The sequence below is a fragment of the Kitasatospora sp. NPDC059160 genome (genome assembly GCF_042755465.1).
In the GTDB taxonomy this organism is placed as follows: domain Bacteria; phylum Actinomycetota; class Actinomycetes; order Streptomycetales; family Streptomycetaceae; genus Kitasatospora.
Window position 1 is genome coordinate 26,384 of sequence record NZ_JBHZCN010000030.1, and the last position, 18,892, is coordinate 45,275.

At 74.3% G+C, this 18,892-nt stretch carries 15 protein-coding genes; 8 read left to right on the plus strand and 7 right to left on the minus strand.

Annotated elements, in window-relative coordinates; genetic code table 11:
• Window positions 1-18: 18 nt before the first annotated feature.
• The 7 genes from ACFXOZ_RS15210 to eccCa form a co-directional block, all read right to left on the minus strand.
• Entirely contained in the window at window positions 19-1,245 is a 1,227-nt protein-coding gene (locus tag ACFXOZ_RS15210) for a sugar ABC transporter permease (protein ID WP_380590594.1), read from the minus strand.
• Window positions 1,242-2,036, minus strand: a complete 795-nt coding sequence (locus ACFXOZ_RS15215) for an ATP-binding cassette domain-containing protein (protein ID WP_375895376.1) — start codon at window positions 2,034-2,036, stop codon at window positions 1,242-1,244. The genes ACFXOZ_RS15210 and ACFXOZ_RS15215 overlap by 4 nt, the downstream gene beginning before the upstream one ends.
• Before the next feature lie 23 nt (window positions 2,037-2,059).
• A complete protein-coding gene (locus ACFXOZ_RS15220) occupies window positions 2,060-3,157 on the minus strand; it encodes a sugar ABC transporter substrate-binding protein (protein ID WP_380590597.1) in 1,098 nt (365 codons plus the stop codon).
• Between the two features lie 330 nt (window positions 3,158-3,487).
• A complete protein-coding gene (locus ACFXOZ_RS15225; protein WP_380522852.1) occupies window positions 3,488-3,856 on the minus strand; it encodes a hypothetical protein in 369 nt (122 codons plus the stop codon).
• Window positions 3,857-4,000: 144 nt separating this feature from the next.
• A complete protein-coding gene (locus ACFXOZ_RS15230; protein ID WP_380590600.1) occupies window positions 4,001-4,396 on the minus strand; it encodes a hypothetical protein in 396 nt (131 codons plus the stop codon).
• Window positions 4,393-7,290, minus strand: coding sequence for a hypothetical protein (locus tag ACFXOZ_RS15235; RefSeq protein WP_380590603.1), 2,898 nt, complete (start codon window positions 7,288-7,290; stop codon window positions 4,393-4,395). The genes ACFXOZ_RS15230 and ACFXOZ_RS15235 overlap by 4 nt, the downstream gene beginning before the upstream one ends.
• Window positions 7,287-11,300 carry a type VII secretion protein EccCa gene (eccCa, locus tag ACFXOZ_RS15240; RefSeq protein ID WP_380590606.1) on the minus strand — a complete coding sequence of 1,338 codons (4,014 nt, stop codon included), beginning with the start codon at window positions 11,298-11,300 and terminating at the stop codon, window positions 7,287-7,289. Before eccCa ends, ACFXOZ_RS15235 begins: the two co-directional genes overlap by 4 nt.
• 249 nt (window positions 11,301-11,549) lie before the next feature.
• Between eccCa and eccD the strand changes: the two genes are divergently transcribed.
• The 8 genes from eccD to ACFXOZ_RS15280 all read left to right on the plus strand — a co-directional run bounded on the left by eccD (window position 11,550) and on the right by ACFXOZ_RS15280 (window position 18,874).
• Complete coding sequence (eccD, locus tag ACFXOZ_RS15245) at window positions 11,550-12,941, plus strand: type VII secretion integral membrane protein EccD (protein ID WP_380590609.1); 1,392 nt, start codon at window positions 11,550-11,552, stop codon at window positions 12,939-12,941.
• Window positions 12,942-13,049: 108 nt separating this feature from the next.
• The gene (gene eccB, locus ACFXOZ_RS15250) at window positions 13,050-14,501 is read left to right on the plus strand and encodes a type VII secretion protein EccB (protein WP_380590612.1); all 1,452 of its coding nucleotides are present in this window, start codon (window positions 13,050-13,052) and stop codon (window positions 14,499-14,501) included.
• Window positions 14,502-14,576: 75 nt separating this feature from the next.
• Window positions 14,577-14,909, plus strand: coding sequence for a hypothetical protein (locus ACFXOZ_RS15255; protein ID WP_375895395.1), 333 nt, complete (start codon window positions 14,577-14,579; stop codon window positions 14,907-14,909).
• Window positions 14,910-14,972: 63 nt separating this feature from the next.
• Complete coding sequence (locus tag ACFXOZ_RS15260) at window positions 14,973-15,260, plus strand: hypothetical protein (protein WP_375895397.1); 288 nt, start codon at window positions 14,973-14,975, stop codon at window positions 15,258-15,260.
• A complete protein-coding gene (locus tag ACFXOZ_RS15265) occupies window positions 15,260-15,688 on the plus strand; it encodes a hypothetical protein (RefSeq protein WP_375895399.1) in 429 nt (142 codons plus the stop codon). The genes ACFXOZ_RS15260 and ACFXOZ_RS15265 overlap by 1 nt, the downstream gene beginning before the upstream one ends.
• Window positions 15,689-15,742: 54 nt before the next feature.
• A complete protein-coding gene (locus ACFXOZ_RS15270; RefSeq protein ID WP_380590615.1) occupies window positions 15,743-18,043 on the plus strand; it encodes a hypothetical protein in 2,301 nt (766 codons plus the stop codon).
• Window positions 18,044-18,111: 68 nt separating this feature from the next.
• Window positions 18,112-18,582: a YbaB/EbfC family nucleoid-associated protein gene (locus ACFXOZ_RS15275; protein WP_375895403.1), complete on the plus strand. Its 471-nt coding sequence runs from the start codon at window positions 18,112-18,114 to the stop codon at window positions 18,580-18,582.
• Window positions 18,575-18,874, plus strand: a complete 300-nt coding sequence (locus ACFXOZ_RS15280; protein ID WP_380590618.1) for a hypothetical protein — start codon at window positions 18,575-18,577, stop codon at window positions 18,872-18,874. The genes ACFXOZ_RS15275 and ACFXOZ_RS15280 overlap by 8 nt, the downstream gene beginning before the upstream one ends.
• Window positions 18,875-18,892: the final 18 nt, after the last annotated feature.

Consider the following 18,892-nt stretch of genomic DNA (forward strand, 5'->3'; position numbering starts at 1 on the left):
GTTGACGGGCGGCCGGGGTTATCTGCGGGCGGCCCGGGTGCGGCGGGTGAGGGAGTCGAGGACGACGGCCGCGAGCAGGACCGCGCCGGTGATCATGTACTGGATGGCCTGGGCGGCGTGGACCATGTCCAGGCCGGTGGTGATGGACTGGATGACCAGGATGCCCAGCAGCGCGGACCAGGTGTTGCCGCGGCCGCCGAAGAGGCTGGTGCCGCCGATGACGGCGGCGGCGATGGCCATCATCAGGACGTTGCCGCTGCCGAGTTGCTTGTCGGCGGAGCCCTGCTGGGAGGCGTAGAAGAGGCCGCCGAGGCCGGCCAGCAGCGCGGAGAGCATGAACACCGTGACCCGGACGCGGGCGACGTTGACGCCGGCGCGCCGGGCCGCCTCGACGCTGCCGCCGAGGGCGAAGATCTGCCGCCCGAAGCGGGTTCGGCGCAGGGTGAAGTCGGTGGCGACGACCACGCCGAGCAGGACGACCAGGGACAGCGGCAGGCCGCGGTCCTGGTTGAGGGCGTACGCGGCGGCCAGGGCGAGCACCGCCAGCGCGGCGGTGCGCAGCACCGTGTCGGCGAGCGGCCGGGAGGCCAGGCCGGCGGCGGACCGCCGCCGGGCGGTGCGCAGTTGGGCGAGCAGGTAGAGGGCGGGGGCGAGGACGGCGAGGCCCCAGGCGTAGGCGATGTCGCCGCCGCCGAGGAAGGTGGAGTCGAGGCCGGCGACGATGCCGTCGTGGGGGTTGTTGACGGTGCCGGCGTCGCCGAGGACCCATTCCTGGAGGCCGCTCCAGGCGAGCATGCCGGCGAGGGTGACGACGAAGGCGGGGACGCCGACGCGGGCGAAGAGCAGGCCGTGCAGGGCGCCGATGACGCAGGCGGCGGCGAGGGCGGCGGCGATGGCGAGCCATTCCGGCCAGCCCTGGCGTACGGCGAGGACGGCGGTGATGGCGGAGGACGCGCCGGCGACCGAGCCGAGGGAGAGGTCGATCTCGCCGAGGATGAGGACGAAGACGACGCCGACGGCTATCAGCCCCGGTCCGGCGATGAAGCGGGTGATGTTGGTGAGGTTGTCGGCCTGCAGGAAGTGGTGGGTGACGGACTGGAAGACGATCGCGATGACGACCAGTCCGACGACCACGGGCAGCGACCCCAGTTCGCCGGAGGCGAGCCGGCGCCGGGCGGCGTCGGCTCGTCCGGCCCAGGTCGGGGCGGTGACGTGCAGGCGGGGGTCGGGGGCGGGGGCGGTCATGCGGCGTCCTCCTCCTCGGCGCGGCGGGCCCGGCGGCGGGCGTGGGCGTTGTCGTCGGCGCCGGTGATGGCGGCGACGATCTGTTCCTGGGTGGTGTCGGCGACGGGGAAGACGCCGTTGTTGCGGCCCAGGCGCAGGACGGCGACGGTGTCGGCCACCGCCCGTACGTCGGCCATGTTGTGGCTGATCAGGATCACGGCGAGGCCGCGGTCGCGCAGGCGTTCCACCAGGTCGAGGACCTGGGCGGTCTGTTCGACGCCGAGCGCGGCGGTGGGTTCGTCCAGCAGCACGAGGGACGGTTCGCCGACCAGGGCGCGGGCGATGGCCACGACCTGGCGCTGGCCGCCGGAGAGGGCGGCGACGGGGGCGTGCACGTCGGGGATGCGGATGGCGAGGGTGTCCAGCAGGTCGCGGGCGCGTTGCTCCATGGCGACTTCGTCGAGCAGGGCGTGGCGCAGTTGTTCGCGGCCGAGGAAGAGGTTGGCGATGACGTCGAGGTTGTCGCAGAGGGCGAGGTCCTGGTACACGGTGGCGATGCCGAGGGCGGTGGCGTCCTGGGGGCGGGCCAGGCGCACGGGGGTGCCGCGGAAGGTGATGGTGCCCTCGTCCACGGCGTGGACGCCGGCGATGGTCTTGACGAGGGTGGACTTGCCGGCGCCGTTGTCGCCGACGAGGGCGAGGACCTCGCCCGGGTGGACGTCGAGGTCGATGTCGGTGAGGGCCTGGACGGCGCCGAAGCGCTTGGAGACCGAGCGCAGCTGGAGGACGGGTGCGCCTGTCACATGAACCATCCTGAATGTTCGGGGGTGGTGGGCTACTTGAGGCCGGCGGCGGTGCAGGCGGCGGCGTAGTCGGCGGTGCAGATGTCGGAGGCCTTGTAGAGGCCGTCGGCGATCACGGTCTGGGCGATGTCGGCCTTGGTGACGACCTTGGCGTCCAGGAGCTTGGCCGGGATGTTCTTGTCCGTGGAGCTGTCGACGGTGGTGGTGGCCACGGACTTCACGTCCTTGCCCTGGAGGAGGTCGACGGCCAGTTCGGCGGCGGACTCGGCGAGGGGCTTGTAGGCCTTGTAGATGGTGTAGGCCTGGTCGCCGTTGACGACGCGCTGGATGGCGTCGAGGCCGGCGTCCTGGCCGCCGACGGGGACCTTGATGCCGGAGCCCTGGAGCTGGGTGATGATGGCGCCGGCCATGCCGTCGTTGGCGGAGTAGACGGCCTGGAAGCCGTTCTTGCCGAGTTGGGTGACGGCGGCGGCGATCTTCTGGCCGGCGACGGTGGGGTTCCACTGGCCGGACTGCTCGTAGACGACCTTCTTGATCTTGCCGTCGAGGACCTTGTGCGCGCCGGTCTTGAACTGGGCGGCGTTGGGGTCGGCCTCGTCGCCGTTGATCATGACGATGTTCGCGTCGGGAGCCTGGGGGCCCAGGGCGTCCAGCAGGGCCTGGCCCTGGAGCTCGCCGACCTTCTCGTTGTCGAAGGAGACGTAGGCGGAGACGGGGCCGGTGGCCAGGCGGTCGTAGGCGAGGACCTTGACGCCCTTGGCGGCGGCCTCCTGCACCCAGCTCTGGGTGGACTTGGCGTCGAAGGCGTCCAGGATGATGACCTTGACGCCCTGGGTGAGGAGGGTGTCGAACTGCTGCTTCTGCTTGGCGGCGCTGCCCTCGGCGTTGTTGTAGAGCACCTTGCAGCCCGCGCACAGGGACTTGACCTTGGCCTCGATGAAGGGCCGGTCGAAGGACTCGTAGCGCACGGAGGAGGCGTTCTCGGGCAGCAGCAGGCCTATGGAGGTGCTGTCGCCGGAGGCGGCGGAGTCCTTCTTGTCGCCGCCGGCCTTGCCACAGGCGGCGGTCATGGAAAGCGCCAGCGCGAGGCCGACGGTCGGGACGAGTACGCGACGCAGTACGGCGTTCATACGGGTGCCTCTCCCTGGGGCGCCGCGACGGTGCGGCGGGGTGGGGGGAGTCAACCCTGACCGCGTACATGGCGTCAAGAAGTAAAACCAGACTCCGAGCGAACGCCTGCTATTCGTTATCTTCGTGAACGCTTTTGGTTTTCCCGGCGTGTGCGCTTGACATGGCGGTGGTACCGGGATAAAGGCTCGGCTTCTCGGTAGGCGGGGGGAGCCCGGTGCCGTGCGGCAGGAGTGCCGCGCCGTCCTGCCGGGGAGACGGCGAGGTGCCCGCCGCTCCCCTGATGCGGCGGGCACCTCACGGTCGTCGGACAGCCCCGACCTGACGAATCGTCAGGGCCGGTCGAGGGTGATGGAGTTGATCGGTCCGAGGTCGTAGTAGACGCCGTTCTGGGCCGGGATGTCGTACACGCAGTTGCCGCCGCCGCTGCTCTTGCACAGGTGGGCGTGCGCGCCGCCGGTCTGGTTGTTCAGCACCCAGTGGTTGCCGTACTGGCCGCTGAGGTTGTGGGCGCCGTAGCTCCAGTACACGGCGCTGGGGGAGACGGCCGGGTTCTGGTCCTGCGGGTAGACGCAGACGGCGCCGGACGGGCAGCCCGCCCAGTCGCCGGTGACGGCGGCGCCGGCGCCGCCGGTGCCCACGGCGGTCAGTGCGGCGGCCGTGATCGCGACGGCGGTCAGGGCACGGGTGATCCTTCGCATGGTGTACTCCCTCGCTGGTGCGGCGGCCCCCACCTGCGGTCGGGGCCAGTGCTCGCCAGCGTAGGAACGTGCGGGCCAGGGCGGTCCCTGACATCCGACAGGGGCGCGCCGCCGCGCCCCGGGCGCCGGGGGGTGGTACGGGCGTCAGGCGTCGGGGTCCGGTTGCGGGGGCGGCGGGTAGGCCGGGCCCGTCTGCCGGAACGCCGGCCCCGCCGCCTCGATGTACGCGCGGAAGGCGGCCCCGGCGGAGCTGACGTGCAGGTCGACGACGACCTCCCCGCCATCGTGGCGGCCGTCCTCCGTGAGGGCCAGGCCGATCAGTGCCAACTCGCCGGCCTGGTCCCTCTGTTCACGTTCCTCCCAGGTCTCCTCGCCGAGTTCGCCCTCGTCGTCGCGTTCCCAGGCCGCCATCGCGGCGCGGGCCAGTTCCGCGGGCAGGCGCACCGTGACCCGGCCGACCTGGTGGTGGACGTGCTCCCCGACCGCGGCCAGCAGCTTCGCCTCCTGCCGGTACAGCGTGTACTGCTCCTGATGCGTCATGAGGGAACTCCTCGTGGGTCGTCGGGCCGCACGCCCGGGGTCAGGCGCAGGCGCTCGGGGCGGGCCGGGGCCCGCAGGCGTTCGGGCGGCAGCTGGTCACGGCGGGCCTGCCAGGCGAGCAGACGGGAACGGTCCTGCTCGTCCCCGGCCCCCTCCCCCTCCGGCGCGGGTGCCTGGCCGGTCTCCCGCAGCAGCACCCGGGCCGGGCGGTCCTCGCCGGCGGGCAGGACGTCCAGCACCAGGAAACGGGTGCCGGGCGGGAACACCACTTCGGGATCCCCCTCCTCGGCGATCACGGACGTGCGGCGGCCGGTGGCGGACCACACCAGGAACTCCACGCCCGTGCCCGGCACCACCTCCGCCTCCGCGGTCCCCACCACGGGCGCGGGCTCCACCAGCAGCGCGCCGCGCACGTACTGCGCCAGCACCTCCTCGCCGGCCTCGGCGCCCAGCAGCACCGCGCCCCGGTGGTTGGGCAGCCGCCGCAACCCGGACCCCAGGCAGGCCAGGTACGGGGCCAGCGGCCCGGTGGCGTGGTCGCCGCGGCGGGCGGCCTCGACCAACTCGGCGCGGTGCACCGGGATACCGGTGTCGGCGTGGTGCAGGTAGACCGCCGCCAGGTCGTCCTTCAGGTCGTCCCGCGCCTGGGCGCGCAGCGCCGGCATCCGCAGCGCCGCCTGCTCGGCGCGGCCGGCGTAGCGGTGGAAGTCCGCACCCAGCAGGGCCCGGAAGGCGGCCCGCTCGGCGGGCGTGGACGCGCGGCCGGCGGCGGTGGTGCCGACGGTGGGCGGGACGAGGAGGCGGGGCGCGGCGGCACGACCGGGGGTGTCGGGGGAGTCGGGGGAGCCGGGGACGATGGCGCCCTGCGGCGGGGCCGGTGGCTCGCCGTGGCCCGCCCCTTCGGCCTGCGGGGTGGGCGGGTCCTGCGGGCCGGCCGGTTCTGGGGTCGGTGCGGGGGTGTCGGGGGTGGTGCTCTGGGTGGTGACGGTCGCGGCGGTGGCGGGGGTGATGGGTTCGGGCGGGGTGTGCGGTTCTGGGGTCGGTGCGGGGGTGTCGGGGGTGGTGCTCTGGGTGGTGACGGTCGCGGCGGTGGCCGGGGCGATGGGTTCCGGCGGGGTGGGGGTGGCAGGGGTGGCCGGGTGGGTTCGTCGGACGGTGGGGGTGGCAGGGGTGGCCGGGTGGGTTCGTCGGACGGTGGGGGTGGCGGGCAGGAGCAGTCGCGGGGCGGGGGCGCCCGGTTCGGTGAGGGCGGACACCAGGTCCTCCAGGACGGCGAGGACCTCGGCGGGCGCCGGCCGGTCGGCCGAACCCGCGATCAGGGTCGGCCGGGTCGGGTCCGGGGCGAGCAGGCGGGGGCCGCGGTCGTCCGGCACCTGGTCGGGCCGCAGCCACAGCCCGGCCGGAACGGCCTCCAGGCGCCAGCCCGCGACCGGGGCCTGATGGAGCGCCGGCCCGCAGTCGGCGAAGGCCGCGGGCAGGGGGCGCCACGCGGAGGCGATCACCCGCCCCAGCTCGCGGCAGGCGGTCAGCTCGGTCAGCCACGGCTCCCAGCCCGGGGCCCCGTCGGCGCCCAGGACACGGGCGGACCAGCCGCTCGCGGTCCGTGTCGGCAGGCCGACAGCGGCCCGCACGTCGTGGCCCAGGGTCGCCGCGAGCGCCCCGGTCAGGGCTACGAGCTGCCCGGGGTCGGCCCAGGGCGCACTGATCAGCAGCTCGGCGGGACGGGCGTCGGGCGGGCCGGGCCGGGCAGCGGCGACGGCGGCGGCGATTGCGGCGACGTCGGCGGCCGGTGGCAAGGGCGCGTGCGGTCGGCCTACCACCAGCACCGGGGTGCCGGGCGCCGTGGCGGCCCGGAGCAGGGGGTCCGGCACGGCGGCCGGGACGGTCGTGCCGGGGAACCAGAAGCCGTGCGGCAGCACGGCCGTCAGCGCCTCGACCGTGCTCTCCGCGGGCCCGGCCACGGTCGGCTCCCCGGCGCGGGGTGCCGGGGCGCTCGTTCCGACGGGATTGGTGGGAAGGGGAGTTGGGTCCGGTACGGCGGCCTGCTGGGCCGCCTGCCGGGGCACGGGGGCGGCGGGGGCGGCGGGGGAGGGCAGCGGGCCCGCCGCCGGTAGGGCCGGTGTGGCGGGCCGGGGGGTGGGGTCCGCTTCGAGGGGGTGCGGGGCGCCGAGGTGCTCGCCGGACGCTCCCGCCGTGGTCGTCGCGGGTGCCGTCGGTGTGGCCGCCACAGCCGCCGTGGCCGCCACAGCGGCTGCGGTGACCGTCACGGCTGCTGTCGTGCCGTTCCCGGAGCTGCCGGTGCCCGCGCCCCCGGGCGCCGCGCCGGTGCCCGCGCGCCCGGGCGCCGTGCCCGTGCCTGCTCGGGGCAGCGGCCAGACGGGCCCGAGTCGGCGGGTGCGTCCGTCCGGGGTGAACAGCCACCAGGAGGACGGATCGGCGTCGGTGGCACCGCTGGCCAGCAGGGTGCCGTCGGGGCGCAGGGTGACGAGCCCGTCCGGAGCGACGATGCTGGTGGCGGCCAGTTCGGCGAGCCGTTGCGCGGGCCGGCGCCCGGAGGCGGGTGTCGCCGCGAGGGCGGAGGCGGCCAGGACCAGGGTGGCGGCGTTGCGGTCGGCGGCGGTGCGGGCGAGGTCGTCGAGGCGGCCGAGCAGGACGGATTGGGCATCGGGGGCCGCGGCCAGCACCGTGACGGTGCCGGGTACGGCTTCCAGCGCGGCCAGCGCGTCGGTGAGCGCGGCGGGCAGCGCAGCCGCGTCGGTGCCGGGCGCGATGACGAAGTGCGCTCCCACCTCGTGCAGCGCGGCCGGGCCCGCCGGTTCGGCCGCCGTGTCGTTGTCCGTGCGCCGGCGGTTCAGCCAGCGGCGTGCCCCGGAGGCCTGTTCGATGGTGCTCACTGACGCGACTCCCCTTCCCCGTCCGCGCTGCCCCCGCCGTCCCCGTCGTCGACGAGCGCGGTCTGCACCTGTACGGTCCGGCGTCGGGTGATGTGCAGGGCCCGGCCCGGCGGCAGCGCCCGCGGCTTGGTGTTGCCGAACAGGAAGCCCTCGCTGGGCGGGCAGGACAGCAGCAGCGCCGGGGTGTTGACCTCTTCGAGCTTGCGCAGCAGCTGGTCGGAGGAGGCCCGCCCGACGCCGTTGGCGCTGCGGGCCACGATCAGGTGCAGGCCCAGTTCGGCGCCCTGCGCCAGGTACTCCAGCAGCGGCGCGAACGGGTGGGCTTGCATGCCGCCGGGGGAGCCGGAGACCAGTTCGTAGTCGTCGACCAGGATGAACAGTTCGGGGCCCTCCCACCAGTCCCGCAGCCGCAGCCGCTCGGGGGCGATGTCCGCCCCGGGCAGCCGGTTGGCCATCGCCCGGGCCGCGCCGTCGACGATCTGGCGCAGCACGTCCACGGCGACGGCGTGCCCGAGCCGGTACTCCGGCGGCACCGCGCCCTGGAGGACGCGCCGGTAGTCGACCAGCATGATCCGCGCCTCGTCGGGCCGGTAGGCGCCGGTGATGCCGGCGGCCACCAGCTTGAGCAGGTTGGTCTTGCCGGCCTCGCTGTCGCCGACGACGACCAGGTGCGGGGACTCCTCGAAGTCGTGCCAGAGGGTGTCCATCGAGACGTCCTGCAGGCCCAACGGCACGCGCAGCCGGCCCTGGGGGGCGGGCAGCGCGGCGGCGGGCAGGTGCAGCGGCAGCATCCGGACCTCGGGCGCGCGCTGGCCGGTCCAGTGCTCGGCGACGGCGTCGACCAGGTCCGCGACGCCCTCGCCCAGGTCCTCGGTGGCGCCGCGGCCGTCCAGGCGGGGCAGTGCGGTGAGGAAGTGCAGTTCCTCACCGGTGAGCCCGCGTCCGGGGATCTTGGGCACGGTCGCCGCGATGCGCATGCCGATCGCGGAGTCGACCGGGTCGCCCAGCCGGAGCTCGAAGCGGGTGCCCAGCAGGTCGCGCAGCGCGCCGCTGACCTCGCCCCACCGGGTGGTGCCCACCACCAGGTGGATGCCGTAGTTCAGGCCGCGCTGGGCGATCAGGGTCAGCGCCGGCGCCAGGTCGGGGAACTCCTGGCGCACGGTGTTCCAGCCGTCGACGACCAGGAACACGTCACCGTGGCCCTCCCCGGGCAGCGCGCCCTCGGCCAGGGCGCGCCGGAACGCGGCCACCGAGTCGAGGCCCAGTTCGGCGAAGCTCTGCTCGCGCCGGGCCAGGATGGCGTTGACCTCGGCGACCGTGCGCACCACCCGCTCCGGGTCGTGCCGGCCGGTCACCGCGCCCACGTGCGGCAGGCCGCGCAGTGAGGAGAGCGTGCCGCCGCCGAAGTCCAGGCAGTAGAACTGCACTTCGCGCGGGGTGTGGGTGAGCGCCAGCGCCGCGACCAGGGTGCGCAGCAGGGTGGACTTGCCGCTCTGCGGCCCGCCCGCGACCCCCACGTGCCCGCCCGCCCCGGACAGGTCCGCCACCAGCAGGTCGCGCACCTGCTGGAAGGGCTTGTCCACCACGCCGACCGGCACCCGCAGCGCGCCGCGGCCCGGATCGTCCTCGGCGGTCAGCCCGCACCCGGGCACCGGCGCCAGCGGCGCCAGCAGCTGGTCCAGGGTCGGCGGCACACCCAGCGGGGGCAGCCACACCGGGTGGGCCGGCGGACCGGCGTCCACCAGCTTCTCGGCCGCGATCTCCAGCAGGCTGCGACCGGACGCCTCCTCCTCCTGCGCCTCCTGCACCTCCGCCGGGAGGACGGCGGGCTGACGCGGCGCCACGTACTCGGTGCCGTACGCCGCGACCTGCCCGGCCGCGGCCTGACGGCGGGCCGCGACCGGGCGCGGCGCCCGGTAGGGCCCGGAGACGTACGCGGCCTTGAACCTGGTCAGCGTCGCGATGTCACTGCGCAGGAACCCGTTGCCCGGCTGCGAGGGCAGGTGGTAGGCGTCCGGGACGCCCAGCACGCCCCGGCTCTCCATCGCGGAGAAGGTGCGCAGGCCGATCCGGTAGGACAGGTGCGACTCCAGGGCGTGCATCCGCCCCTCGTCCAGGCGCTGGGAGGCCAGCAGCAGGTGCACCCCCAGCGAGCGCCCCAGTCGTCCGATCATGATGAACAGGTCCATGAAGTCCCGGTGCGCGGCCAGCAGTTCGGAGAACTCGTCGACCACCACGAACAGCGTCGCCAGCGGCTCCAGCGCCGCCCCGCCGGCCCGGGCCCGCTCGTAGTCGAGCAGCGAGCTGTAGTTGCCCGCCGCCCGCAGCAGCTCCTGACGGCGCACCAGCTCCCCGTGCAGGGCGTCGCGCATCCGGTCCACCAGCGCCGCCTCGTCGGCCAGGTTGGTGATCACCGCCGAGGTGTGCGGCAGCCGCTCCAGCCCCAGGAACGTCGCCCCGCCCTTGAAGTCCACCAGCACGAAGTTCAGCACCTCGGAGGAGTGGGTCATCGCCAGCGCCAGCACCAGCGTGCGCAGCAGCTCCGACTTGCCCGACCCGGTCGCCCCGATCAGCATCCCGTGCGGCCCCATGCCGCCCTGCGCCGACTCCTTGATGTCCAGCTCCACCGGCGTGCCGTCGGCGGCGATCCCCAGCGGCACCCGCAGCCGGTCGGCGACGCCGCGCGCCCAGCCCGCCGCCACGTCGTGCCCGTGCAGGTCGCGGACGCCCAGCAGCGACGCCAGGTCGAAGTCCCCGGCGAGCGGCTCGCCGCCCTCCGAGCCGTCCCCGATCCGGTACGGCGCCATCAGCGCCGCGAGCCGCCGCGCCGCCGGCAGCGACAGCGCGTCCGGCCGCCCCAGGTCGGTCTCCTCGTCCCGGTGGTTGCGGTCCGCACCGACCATCGCCAGCCGGCCCTCGTCGATCCGCAGCCGCAACCGGTGCCGCAGCGGCTTCCACTCCAGCGCCTCACCCAGGTCCAGCAGCACCGCGTTGCGCCACCCCGCGAGCGCCGCCCGGCTGCCCGCGCCCACCGACACACCGTCCAGCACGACCACCGTGAACGGCTCGTCCCGGCCCGGCTGCGCATCCGGCTCCCACGGCCCGCGCCCCGCGAACTCCGCCCCCAGCACCTGCTCCAGCTCCGCCACCGACCCGGCCATCAGCCGCACCGGCCCCAGCGCGTCGGTCTCCACCGGGTGCAGCGCGTGCGGCAGCCACTTCACCCACTCCCACGCCCGGCGCTGCCCGGCCTCGCAGACCACGGCGATCCGCAGGTCCTGCGGCGCGTGGAACAGCGCCAGCTGCGCCAGCATCGCCCGTGCCAGCGCCCGCGCCGCCTCCCGCTCGTCCGCGCGCACCAGCACCTGGGCGTAGCCGCGCACGTACACCGCGATCGGCTGGTCCGCGACCGTGCCGTAGGCGTGGATGAACCGGCGCAGCGCGTGCGCGCACAGCGGCTCCAGGTCCTCCACCGGCTTGGTCGCCAACGGCGCCAGCCGTACCGCCAGCCGCTGGTGTCCCACGCCCACCCGCACGTCCCCGAAGTCCGGGTGCGCGGCGCGCCGCTCCCACAGCCGCGAGGTGCGCACCAGCGAGGCCAGCGAGCCCGGCGCCGGGTGCCGCCAGGCCAGCGCCTCCTGCTGGCGCACGATGTGCCCGCGCACCTGACGGCGCATCTGCGCCAGGTAGCGCAGGTAGTCGCGCCGCTCGGCGCGCAGCTCCCGCTTACGGTCGCTGGAACCGCGCAGCAGCGACGTCACCAGCATGCCCACCGCGGAGAGGCCCATCATGCCCATCGCGACGTACGTCATGATCCCGCCGCCCTCACCCGGGCGCAGGAACACGAACACCATCGACAGCGAGCTCAGCGCCATCGGCGCCATCGTGATCATGCTCGACATGCCGCTCTGCGACTGCGGCAGGACCGGCGGCTCCTGCAACTGGATCTCGCCGTCGGGCATCGCCGGCCCGGGGCGCCGCGGCGCACGCTCGACCACTACCACACTCAACGAAAGCGCTCCTCGCACCCGGGAAGGACGGCGGCGAAGTGCCCCGCCGCGCGGGACGCCGTCCTCCTGGGGCGACGGACGGCACCCCCTCCGGGGTTCAGCCGGGCCCCCGCTCGACCCGTTCGGACCGGATTTGAACCCCGCACCCGCCCCGGCCCGTCCCCCGGGAAGGAGGCCGCCCCGCGGGCGGTACGGCAACCGCCGCACGGGCGGGTACGGCAAGCGCCGCACGCGAGCACGAGGAGAACCTTGAACGGGAGCACCACCGGGACCACGGCAACCGGACTGTGCCGACTGAGGTTCCACGCACCCGACACGGTGTTCGAACTCGTCGTCCCCGCCGACGTCCCCCTCGCCGACCTGCTGCCCGCCGTCCTCGACCACGCCGGCGACGACCTCGACGAACAGGGCGCCGAACACGACGGCTGGATCCTCCAACGCCTCGGCCAGGCCCCCCTGGACGAGGAACTCGGCGCCGACGCCCTCGGCCTGCGCGACGGCGAGGACCTCCACCTGCGCCCCCGCCGCGACCCGCTCCCCGAGGTCCACTACGACGACCTCCCCGACGGCCTCGCCACCGGCATGCGCGAACGCGCCGACACCTGGCGCCCCGTCCTCACCCACCACACCGCCCTCGCCCTGGCCGTCACCGTCCTGGCCGGCGGCCTGGCCCTCCTGCTGCTGCCCGGCCCGCCCCAGCTGCGGGCCGGTGCCGCCGCCGTCACCGCCCTGTTCCTGCTGCTGGGCGCCCTCAGCGCCTCCCGCGCCGTCGGCGACGCCGGCGCCGGCACCGCCCTGGGCGCCACCGCCGTGTCCTACCTCGCCCTGGCCGGAGCCCTCCTCACCCCCGACACCGGACCCTCCGCCGCCGGCGCCCGCCTGCTCGCCGGCGGCTGCGCCGGCGCCGGAGCCGCCGTCCTGGCCATGGCCGCCGTCGGCTGCGCCGCCCCGCTCTTCCTCGGCCTGGTCCTGTTCGCCCTGCACGTCACCGCGGCCGGTGCCCTGCTGCTGGCCGGACTCACCGTGCCCGCCACCGCCGCCGCCCTGGCCGTCGCCCCCGTCGCCACCGCCGCCTTCCTGCCGGGCGTGTGCTTCCGCCTGTCCGGACTGCGCCTGCCCGCCCTGCCCCGCAACGCCGAGGAACTCCAGGAAGGCATCGAAGCCGTCCCCGCCGCCACCGTCCGCGCCCGAAGCACCGTCGCCGACGGCTTCCTGACGGCCTTCCACCTTGCCCTCGCCCCCGTCCTCCTCCTCGCCCTGACCCCCCTCAGTGGGCAGGAGGGCTGGGCCCCCACCGCCCTGACCTGCACCCTGGCCCTGCTGCTCGCCCTGCACGCCCGCGGCATCGGCTCCGTCCCCCAGCGGCTGGCCGTCCTCGTCCCCGCCGTCTGGGGCCCCGTGCTGCTCACCGCCCGCCTCGCCACCGAGCTGGCCCCCGCCGCCCGCACCGGCCTGCTCGCCGCGCTGCTGGCCGCGGCCGCCCTGCTGGCCGCCGCCTCCTGGACCGTCCCCGGCCGACGGCTGCTGCCCTACTGGGGCCGCGCCGCCGACCTCCTGCACACCCTCGCGGCCGTCGCCGTCCTCCCGCTCGCCCTCGCCGCGGCCGGCGCCTTCCAGGCGCTGCGCGCCCTCGCGGGCTGAGCCCGAACGACTCGCCGTACCCGCCGTACCCGCTGAGCCCGAACGACCCGCCGTACCCGCCGTACCCGCCGTACCCGCTGAGCCCCGCCACCGAGGAGAACCGCCACCATGCAGTCGAAGCGCGACCAGGTGCAGGCCCACCTGTTCGTGATGGGCCGCCTCGCCACCGGCATGCTCCGAGGCGCCCCCGACGCCCCCGACGTCCCCACCGGGCGCACCTCCCGAGGCATCGTCACCGGCCTGGTCGTCGCCGCCCTCGCCGCCCTGATCGCCGCCGTCTACGGCGTCCTCGTCCCCGGCGGTGCCACCGGCTGGAAGAAGCCCGGCACCCTCGTCCTGGTCAAGGAGAGCGGCGCCCGCTACCTCTACGTCGACGGCGCCCTCCACCCCGTGCTCAACGAGGCCACCGCCCGCCTGCTCGCCGGCGACCAGCTCACCGTCGACCAGGTCAGCGTCCACTCCCTGGCCGACACCCCGCGCGGCACCCCCCTGGGCATCCCCGGCGCCCCCGACGGCCTGCCGCAGTCCGAGCGCCTGGCCACCGCCCCCTGGCTCGCCTGCGCGAGCTGGCAGCCCGACCCCTCCGGCACCCGCCGCCCCCGCCTGGCCCTGGCCATCGACCCCACCACCCAGGGCACCGCCCTCACCGACCGTCAGGCCTTCCTGGTCGCCGCCCCCGACGGCACCCAGCACCTGCTGTGGCACGGGCGCCGACTGCGCCTGGACACCCGCAACGGCGCCCGCCAGGCCCTCGGTCAGGCCGCCGTCACCCCCCAGCCCGTCACCCAGGCCTTCCTCGACGCCCTGCCCGCCGGCCCCGACCTGGCCGGCCCCGACCTCGACCAGCGCGGCACCCCCGGCCCCGACCTCGCCACCCGCCCCACCCGGGTCGGCCAGCTCTTCACCGGCCCCGGCGGCGACCCGTACCTGCTCACCCCAGCCGGACTCGCCCCGCTCACCCCGATGGCCCTGCAACTGGTCCTCGCCGACCCCCGTACCCAGGAGAGCGCCTACCAGAAGGCCGCCGCCACCCCCACCGCCATCGGCGCCGCCGACCTCGCCGCCCACACCGCGCCCGCCACCCCCGCCCCGGCCGCCGCCCTGCCCAGCACCGTGCCCGAACTCGTCACCGCCCCCCAGGGCCGCGACCTGTGCACCGCACTGCGCCCCGGCGACCCCGGCCCCACCACCACCCTGACCCTCGTCGACGACACCGCCGTCCAGGGCCCCGGCCCCGCCGCCCAGCCCGGCATCGAGGCCGCCTGCACCCCCGCCGACACCATCGCCGTACGCCCCGGCGGCGGCGCCCTGGTGCGCGCCCTGTCCACCGCCGGCACCGGCACGACGCTGTACCTGGTCACCGACAACGGCGCCAAGTACCCGCTCGCCTCACCGGCCGTCGCCAAGCAGCTCGGCTACGCCGACGTCACCCCCGCGGGCGTGCCCGCCGCCCTGCTGGCCCTGCTGCCCACCGGCCCCAGCCTCGACCCCGCCGCCCTCACCGGCCCCGCCGCGAGCCCCGCCGCCACCGCCCTACCGGGCCCCGCGTGCGCCCGTTGAACCAACGCTCCCCACGACCCCGTTGACCTGAAATGAACCCGGAAATCCGAATCCGGGCCGAGGAAAGGAACCACCGTGAACCTGAAGGTGAACGACAACGCCGTCCAGGGCACCCACGCCACCCTGGAGGAACAGATCGAGTCGATGATGCGGGCCGCCGCGCGGATCCACGACATCAACACCGAGGTCCAGCAGCACTTCCAGGCCGCGTGCAGCACGAAGTACACGGACAACCTCAACGCCTGGGAGGGCAAGTACGCGAACCTCCAGAGCGCCTACCGGACCTTCCAGGAGGCCTTCGCCGCCGGGCACCGGCAGGTCAACAACGCCCACGACGAGGCCACCGGGGTCGGCGGCGGCTGGGGCGGCGGGCACTCCGACAGCGTCTACAAGGGCCTCAACCCCTGACCCGGCCCGCCTGACCCGAAGTTCCACCAGCACCACCACCACGACTCACAGCGAGGAACCCCGATGGCGAACATCCTGCTCAACCACGCCAACATCGACCAGGCAGCCGACGAGATGGAGCAGGCCAGCCGGGCCATGGCAGAGGCCATGACCAGCTGCATGGCGGCCATCAAGAGCAACCAGGAGCACCTCAGCGGCAGCCTCGCCCAGGCCGCCGAGGCGTTCAACACGGTGCTGTCCAACAACAACACCGACATGAACAACGAGATCGCCGCCGGCGTCGAGGCCCTGCGCACCATGCACGGCCTGCTGCGCGACGCCGACAAGCGGGCCGCCGCGGGTATCGGCTGATGGCCACGCCCACCGAGCCGGACTACAACCACACCCTCAGCGTCAAGCACGACGACCTCAAGTACTTCGCGGACACCGAGCTCGGCGCCTTCCTCAAGGACCTGGCGGGCAACCCCGGCTACCGGGCGATGCTCTCCTTCGCCGGCGAGGGCGGCGGCGACTACTCCACGCTGCTGCTGGGGCACGGCTCGCCGGCGGCGCTGTCCATCGCGACCAAGATCCAGACCGACTTCAAGACCCTCGCCGGGGGCATCTCCACGGACCTCAAGACCATGGGCACCCAGATGACCGAGGGCCAGCTGAGGATCCGGCTCGCGCTGACCCTCATGGAGGCCGCCCACGAGGAGGCCATGACGGCCGCCGACATGATGGCGATCCTCGGCAAGGTCTCGTCCGCCACCCCGCCCAAGACCAGCACGTCGTCCTAGCGCCACCCCCGCCCCGGCCCGACCGCCCGACACCCTTTGGAGAAACGAACCCCCATGGCCGATCTGAACTGGGAGAGCGTACTCGGCTTCTTCGCCTCCGAGGCCCAGCGCAGCTCCAAGATCGTCACCAGGGACCAGGTCGCGGGACCCTCCAAGGACAAGCCCTGGCTGCGCCCGATCGACAAGCTGGTCTTCGACTTCAACAACTTCTACAACGGCACCACGGACAAGGGCGCGGTCTCGGGGATGGGCACCCCCGACGTCTGGTGGGCGTGGAACTACATGCACGGCACGTTGGCGCACAGCATCCGGATCACGGTGAGCGTCAACTACACGGACTGGGGCAACGACGCGGACAAGCCGCTGTCCCAGTTCATCCACCAGCACGAGGGGATCTTCGCGCCGCTGGGCTCGGGCGGGCCCGGGAACGACACGGTCAAGCCCGAGAGCCTGCGGTACGCCGCGGACGGCATCGCCCAGGTGCGGGCGTGGCTGGACCTCTGGCACCCGCGGGTGCAGCACTGGGCGGAGCTGGTCAACGGGCCGGACAGCAACTGGCAGGGTGACGCGGCCGGGGAGTTCAAGGTGCTGCTCAAGCAGTACGCGCTGGAGCTGGAGACCGTCCGCGTCCAGCTGGAGAACAGCCCGTACGAGGCCGACCTCAGGGCGGTGGCCGACCTGCTCCCCGCCACCGTCGACAAGCTCCACACCGTCCACCAGCGCTGGTGGGACAGCGGGAAGCTGTGGCCCTCGCACGCCATCTACGAGGCCCTGTCGACGGCCCTGGTGGGTGTCGTGCCGCAACTGGACTCCACCGCGCACGCCATCAGCTCGATCACCACCCCCCTCGGCGACCCCCGGGAACAGGGCTTCTACGACCAGCTGGAGCTCAAGGCCAAGTCCATTTGGCTGGACAACGTCAAGAAGTACCTCGACGACCGGTCCTACGCCTTCCAGACGGAGGATCCCAACACGGCCGCGGTGAGCCTGCGCAAGGTGGGTGACCCGATGCTCGTCCTGCAGGACGCCTTCAACCGGCTGGACGCCGACTTCGGCTTCGGCTACCGCAACGCCACCCTCGACCTGCCCACCGGCCCGCCCACCGGCGCCGGGGACGGCGGAAAGGACGGGGGCAAGGACGGCGGCAAGGACGGCAACATCGACCTGGGCGGCGGCAGCGGCGGCGGGGGCGACGGCAAGGACGGCAACGGCAAGTTCGACCTGGGCGGCGGCTCAGGCGGTGCCGGTGGCGGTGCCGGTGGCGGTGCGGGGGGCGGCAAGGGCGGCGACAAGACCCACCTGCCGCCACCGCCCCCCGTCATCGGCCCCGGCGGTGGCGGCGGCTCCGGCATCGGCGACGGCGCCGGCACACCGATCCTCGACAAGGACCACAAGCCCGTCCTGGGCGCCGACAAGAAGCCGGTGCTGCTGCCCCCGGGCGGCTACATCGGCAAGGACGGCCAGGTCTACGACGCCAACGGCCAGAAGGTGATCGGCAAGGACGGCAAGCCCGTCGTCGTCCCGCCGGGCTCGGACGTGCCGCCCGGCACCGGCGGCGGCATCTACGGGACCAACGCCAAGGTGCCCAAGGGCTCCAGGGTCCGCGAGGACGGGACGGTCATCGGGCCCGACGGCAAGGAGGTCCTGGACCGCGACGGCAACCCGGTGGTGCTGGCCAAGGGCGGCTCCATCGCCGCCGACGGCACCCTGCTGGACTCCACCGGCCGCCCGATCTCCGACGTCTCCCAGCGCTACACCGACCGCCAGCACGCGATCGACACGATCATGGGCAGCGGGGGCGGCGGCGGGGGTGGGGGCGGCGGTATCGGGTCGGGCGGCGGCACCCGGCTGCCGACCACCGGCTCCGACTGGAAGCTGGACCTGGGCAGCGCCTTCGACGACCACGGCTCGGGCGCGGGCGCCGGCGGGCTGGGCGCCTACTCGGGCCTGCTGGGCGGCGGGGGAGCGGGCGGCATCGGCGGGGGCGGCGTCGGGTCGGGCGGCGGCCAGTTGCCCAAGCTGGTCAGCTCCGGCGGCGGGCTGAGCGCGCGGGCCGTCGAGAACAGCGGCGGGCTGGCTCCGGGCGGCAAGGCGGCGGCCGCCGCCGCGGCCGAGGCCGCCGCAGCCGAGAAGGCGGCCATGCAGAAGGCCTCCGCGATGTCCGCCGAGGAGGCCGCGATGCGTGGCCGCTCGATGCAGACCAGCGGCGGCGGGATGCCGATGGGGCCGATGGGCGGCGGTGGCATGGGCGCCGGCCAGGGGGAGAAGGACCGCCAGCGCACCACCTGGCTGGCGGAGGACGAAGAGGTGTGGGGCACCGACACCGGTGCGGTCAGCGGAGTGATCGGCCGCTGAACCGGCGGCCGGACCGGGCTCCGGACGACGCGTGACGACCCCACCGAGGAACGAGGAACAGAAAAGACATGTCGTACTCCTTCGAGGACCAACTCAACCAGGCCATCGCCTCGTTGGCGGAGCAGCAGGAGAGGCTGGCCGAGTCCACCCGCCGGATGCAGTCGATGACCGCGACCGCGACCAGCAAGGACCGGATGGTCACCGCGAAGGTCGGCCCGCAGGGTGAACTGCTCGCGCTGAGCTTCCACACCACCGCCTACCAGTCCATGGCCCCGGCCGAGTTGAGCGCAGTGCTCAAGGACGTCTTCAACGAGGCCAAGGCTCGGATGGGCGATCAGCTCACCGCCGAGATGCGCGGCTTCGAGGGCGTCGGCGAGACGCTGCGGATGGGCTTCACCGGTGAACGCGGTGACGAGGAGGACCTCTTCGGGGGCGGGGCGGGCCTGGACCTGGACGCACTGCTCGCCCCGCTCACCGCGATGCGCCCCGGCGCCGACCGGACCGCCAAGTCCCGCAAGCAGGAGGAGTTCAATGGCTAGGACGCTGCGCAAGGAAGAGGGCGCCAAGGAGGCGTTCAGCAACTTCGAGGACGTGGCCGCCCTGGTCAAGAAGATCCACGGGGAGGTGAAGGACATCAACGAGTGGAACGTCCAGGCCGGCGGCGGCGACGACATCGGCAAGCAGTACCACGAGAAGATCGACAAGCCGACCGCGGACCTCACCACGCTGACGGGCCAGATCTACAACAAGATCATGGCGATGTCCCAGCACGGCAAGGACACCGTCGACCTCCTGGACGCCACCGACGAGCACAACGTGGGCCTGGCGTGAGCCTCCGTCCGTAAACCC

What these genes read in the sequence shown, in the direction of transcription:
- ACFXOZ_RS15280 (WP_380590618.1), top strand. Translation starts at nt 18,575, where the DNA reads ATGGCTAGGACGCTGCGCAAGGAAGAGGGCGCCAAGGAGGCGTTCAGC.
- ACFXOZ_RS15230 (WP_380590600.1), bottom strand. Translation starts at nt 4,396, where the DNA reads ATGACGCATCAGGAGCAGTACACGCTGTACCGGCAGGAGGCGAAGCTG.
- ACFXOZ_RS15220 (WP_380590597.1), bottom strand. Translation starts at nt 3,157, where the DNA reads ATGAACGCCGTACTGCGTCGCGTACTCGTCCCGACCGTCGGCCTCGCG.
- ACFXOZ_RS15275 (WP_375895403.1), top strand. Translation starts at nt 18,112, where the DNA reads ATGTCGTACTCCTTCGAGGACCAACTCAACCAGGCCATCGCCTCGTTG.
- ACFXOZ_RS15265 (WP_375895399.1), top strand. Translation starts at nt 15,260, where the DNA reads ATGGCCACGCCCACCGAGCCGGACTACAACCACACCCTCAGCGTCAAG.
- ACFXOZ_RS15215 (WP_375895376.1), bottom strand. Translation starts at nt 2,036, where the DNA reads ATGGTTCATGTGACAGGCGCACCCGTCCTCCAGCTGCGCTCGGTCTCC.
- ACFXOZ_RS15210 (WP_380590594.1), bottom strand. Translation starts at nt 1,245, where the DNA reads ATGACCGCCCCCGCCCCCGACCCCCGCCTGCACGTCACCGCCCCGACC.
- ACFXOZ_RS15270 (WP_380590615.1), top strand. Translation starts at nt 15,743, where the DNA reads ATGGCCGATCTGAACTGGGAGAGCGTACTCGGCTTCTTCGCCTCCGAG.
- ACFXOZ_RS15260 (WP_375895397.1), top strand. Translation starts at nt 14,973, where the DNA reads ATGGCGAACATCCTGCTCAACCACGCCAACATCGACCAGGCAGCCGAC.
- ACFXOZ_RS15225 (WP_380522852.1), bottom strand. Translation starts at nt 3,856, where the DNA reads ATGCGAAGGATCACCCGTGCCCTGACCGCCGTCGCGATCACGGCCGCC.
- eccB (WP_380590612.1), top strand. Translation starts at nt 13,050, where the DNA reads ATGCAGTCGAAGCGCGACCAGGTGCAGGCCCACCTGTTCGTGATGGGC.